Raw genomic sequence first — 3,437 nt, forward strand, 5'->3', positions numbered from 1 at the left:
ACTTGCCCTGGGTGCGGTACACCTCACGGTGCAGGTCATCCCGTTCCATGTCGGTGATCACCTGGCCATCCAGGTTCAACTGGTGCAGGTGCCCGCTGCCGTAGTAAAGGTGGTTGAGCTTGCGGCCATCCGGGAGGGTCAGCGTGGTCAAGTTGCTAAGCGGGTCAGACTCGTAGCCAAGCGTCATATCAGACGTGATTTATTTCGTCAGCCGGCCCCCTAGATCGTAGGCGTGCTCCAGCTCCCCCTCGGTTACACCATGCTGCTTGCCGACAACCTATGATCCTCAGTAATTCGTATCCGTTGTTTTTGAGGGCGATTGTCTAGCCGCCCCTTACCAAACCCTCAGACGTACCGTGAGACTTCTTGCTAGATGGAAAAATTTTTCATAGCTGCCTGCCAGGTGATTCCAAGACCCGCAAACCATAGATATTCTATGAAGGAAAGATCTTTTCCTCATGACCGTTAGTAAATACGTTATGTATAGATACTAGATCACTTTGCTTGTACTCGAATCGAACCTCATAAATCGAAAAATCCGACTCGCCATGCTCCGCTTGCCTGACCAATATCTTGGTCAGCCTTCCACATTCATAGATATAATCAGACTCACTACATCCAAACCTTCCCCAATTCATGTCCTTCATCAGGACGCCATCGACAAAACCTGAAAATGAAATGTTTCTTAACCTCCCAACACTATCGTAATAAATCCGCCGAAGACCATCATCGTAATGCTCGTAAAATTCTACACTAACAATGTCTTTATGCTGCCCATAAACTTCAAGGTACAAAATCTTATCACTAACATCGAAGTGATAAACGTGTGTGTTTTTTATATTTTTGGGCAATTCATTTAATTGCCTTCCCTTTTTGTAACCCGCTCTTTCCAATTCATAGGGTCGAAAATTGAAAAATGGTCCTTTCGTAATAATTTTTTGTTTTTCTTTGGATTTAGCAGTAATCAACATGTCGCTTAATGCGCTGATTTTATTTAGAGCAGCATCGCTGAACTCTTTTTCTAATTCTAGCAAATTCCACATTTTCTTCTCCAGCCCCAAAGCCTATCTTTAAAAGACTCCGCAAGCAATCTCGTTTCCTATCTTTTTTAACTCATTTAGAAATTTGTCCGCGTCATCGATGTCGATTAATCAGTGATGTATTTTCTGCTTATACGCGTTTGTATGTATGCCAGCATGGCTCGGCAATCTACTTCCTGCTGCTAGCTTCACTTTGCTGCTAGACGGCAAAAACATACCGTTCTCCGAAGCATTTATATCGATTCCAAGCCGTTCCATCTTTTCTTGCAGCGCGACCATTCTGTGATCTTCAAATTTCAAATAGCTATGTGATAAGCAGCGTTTTGACCCCGGACACAGATTTACCAGCTTCAATCACATTAGTTCTCAACACCTTAGCATCAGTAGCGCATGAGAATCCTAATGAGTCGATCCCGATAAGAGGGTTGACCACATACTAGCCCTATCAGGTGTGATTTCTTTCCTCAGCCGGCCCAGGACATCGTACGCGTATTCCAGCTTTTCATCGGTCACCCCAAGTTGCTTGCCGATGCCGCTCGGCGGTCGCTCGATGCTCAGCAGTCGGTCGACCTCGTCATAGGCGAAGCGCTGCTGTGCATCGCGATTGAGCTTGGCGACCAAACGGCCGATGGTGTCTCGCTCGAACAGCGTATGCCGCTTCTGACGCTCGGCGTTTCCGCCATAGTCGATTTCATCCAGCCGAGTGAGATGACCACCTTCGTTATAGCTGAAGCGCGGAGTCAAGTTGTCCACCCGCACTTCTTCGCTCAGCCGGTCCGAGACATCGTAGGCAAAGCTGTAGGTCGCGTTGTTCTCATTGACCAGCGCGGTCAGGCGGATCGCCTTGTCGTACTCGTACCGCATAATTCCCACTACTTCACCGTCGGCTTGCCCGAAAACCACGAGAAGCCAACGTCTGCACGCTAGCTCACCCAATTGCATTGAATTTAATAAAAAGTTTTTTCTTTTTGATTTTACTCACTAATCTTTCCGAGGCAATCGGATCGATCCAGATCACCCCCCCTACAAAAAAGAAATCCAAGCCGCCCGCTTCCGCTTCGTCAACGCACATTCTCTTAATCCCGCGAACTTTATAATCAGCGCTCAACTCACCTGCCTGAATTTTATTCAAAACCATAGACTTTCCAGAATACTCCGACAACTGGTAGTCTAAACATTTGCACGTTTCATTTGCGTGAATGAGGAAATATTCTTTGTCGCTAGGCTTCCCATTGAAATACCTGACACTGGCCAAGGCAAACTCAACCTTGACATTCACTTCCTCAAGAATATTTTTTAATTCTTTCGAAACAAAAATGCGCCTACAGTAGTCAGAAAGAAATCTGACTTTAGATTTCGAACTCTTTTATCTAGAGTTACTGAAACCATCAACCCTTCCAGTGCAAAATTTTTCCCAACTTGATAGTAATCATCTAGCGCTGGAGAAAATAACACTTCCCCGTCCGTATATCCTCCATCCATCACTTCATGACACATCGAATAATAAATCATTTCTAATCTCCTAACATGTTGACCGGGTACCTTTTGGCCTGGGATCAGTAGTTTGCAACCGCAGGGTGTCCGACCCTAGGCTCATACGCATGCTGCGTTCAACCGCTCCAATTTTCTTGAGAAGCTCTTTATCAGATGCCGCTGATAGATTTCCTATTTCCTGCTCTGCAACCATCAGACGACTTCGGGCAGCATCATAATATGAACCCAAATGTCCACCACTGTGCAAAGGCTTCCCTGTCGCTAGTGCTTCGGCCGACGTGATTGGCAATGCTAACTCGTTAGTTGTTCCATCAGGACTATATATCCCACGCATCATAGCCTCCTGGATTAAGCTGGATTTATTGATCACGTTGGTAGGTATCAAGTGATGAGCGGCATATCCTGGAGGTACAGTATTTCCAGCTTTTCCCATGGCTGCTGCAAGGAGTTTGCTGGGTGAGAGGCCTGTAGGATCCACCCACGAGATAGGGTTAGGGGCATACACATATAGATTCTCGCCACCTAATACGCCCAACGGATCCTGCGTAATGAATCGACCTATCGCAGGATAGTAGTATCTAAAAAGGCTATAATTAAGGCTAGTTTCACTATCGAAATACTGCCCCTGAAACCGCAAGTTTTGCTCAAACTGGTTAATTGTAGCCCCATTACCCCCCCCAGCTCTGATAAGTTACTTGTCATACCACACTTCCATTGATATCTGTCAGTTCTAGCGGCAGCCCCATGTGGTCAGTATGGAAGTAATAAACCTTCTGCACCTCCCCTTCCACCTGATCCACCCGCGCTAACGGCGCATAGCTCCCCGGCTCATACAGGTACACGATGTTCTGCCCAGGGCTTTCCTCCCGCAGCATCCTCAGCCCTTGCCACAGGAAGCGCTTC

General features: G+C 46.6%; 4 protein-coding genes and 3 pseudogenes. All 7 read right to left on the reverse strand.

Annotated features, from left to right (window positions below; all coding sequences use genetic code 11):
• Positions 1 to 274: pseudogene (locus ACLEJW_RS23100) on the reverse strand (HNH/ENDO VII family nuclease); the annotation flags it as partial.
• Positions 275 to 434: 160 nt separating this feature from the next.
• Positions 435 to 1,043 carry a hypothetical protein gene (locus tag ACLEJW_RS23105; RefSeq protein WP_313303215.1) on the reverse strand — a complete coding sequence of 203 codons (609 nt, stop codon included), beginning with the start codon at positions 1,041 to 1,043 and terminating at the stop codon, positions 435 to 437.
• 108 nt (positions 1,044 to 1,151) lie between these two features.
• Positions 1,152 to 1,319 carry an AHH domain-containing protein gene (locus tag ACLEJW_RS23110; protein ID WP_145189525.1) on the reverse strand — a complete coding sequence of 56 codons (168 nt, stop codon included), beginning with the start codon at positions 1,317 to 1,319 and terminating at the stop codon, positions 1,152 to 1,154.
• A gap of 165 nt (positions 1,320 to 1,484) precedes the next feature.
• Positions 1,485 to 1,943, reverse strand: a pseudogene (locus ACLEJW_RS23115) (type IV secretion protein Rhs); the annotation flags it as partial.
• Between the two features lie 25 nt (positions 1,944 to 1,968).
• Entirely contained in the window at positions 1,969 to 2,319 is a 351-nt protein-coding gene (locus ACLEJW_RS23120) for a hypothetical protein (protein WP_440778314.1), read from the reverse strand.
• A gap of 17 nt (positions 2,320 to 2,336) precedes the next feature.
• Positions 2,337 to 2,552: a hypothetical protein gene (locus ACLEJW_RS23125; protein ID WP_440778315.1), complete on the reverse strand. Its 216-nt coding sequence runs from the start codon at positions 2,550 to 2,552 to the stop codon at positions 2,337 to 2,339.
• Positions 2,553 to 2,562: 10 nt separating this feature from the next.
• Positions 2,563 to 3,437, reverse strand: a pseudogene (locus tag ACLEJW_RS23130) (RHS repeat-associated core domain-containing protein); the annotation flags it as partial.

The sequence above is a fragment of the Pseudomonas sp. SMSB3 genome (assembly GCF_052041965.1).
Classification (GTDB): domain Bacteria; phylum Pseudomonadota; class Gammaproteobacteria; order Pseudomonadales; family Pseudomonadaceae; genus Aquipseudomonas.

Bases quoted from the DNA above. Each gene is read 5' to 3' on its own strand.
- ACLEJW_RS23105 (WP_313303215.1), bottom strand. From the start codon at position 1,043: ATGTGGAATTTGCTAGAATTAGAAAAAGAGTTCAGCGATGCTGCTCTA.
- ACLEJW_RS23110 (WP_145189525.1), bottom strand. From the start codon at position 1,319: ATGGTCGCGCTGCAAGAAAAGATGGAACGGCTTGGAATCGATATAAAT.
- ACLEJW_RS23125 (WP_440778315.1), bottom strand. From the start codon at position 2,552: ATGATTTATTATTCGATGTGTCATGAAGTGATGGATGGAGGATATACG.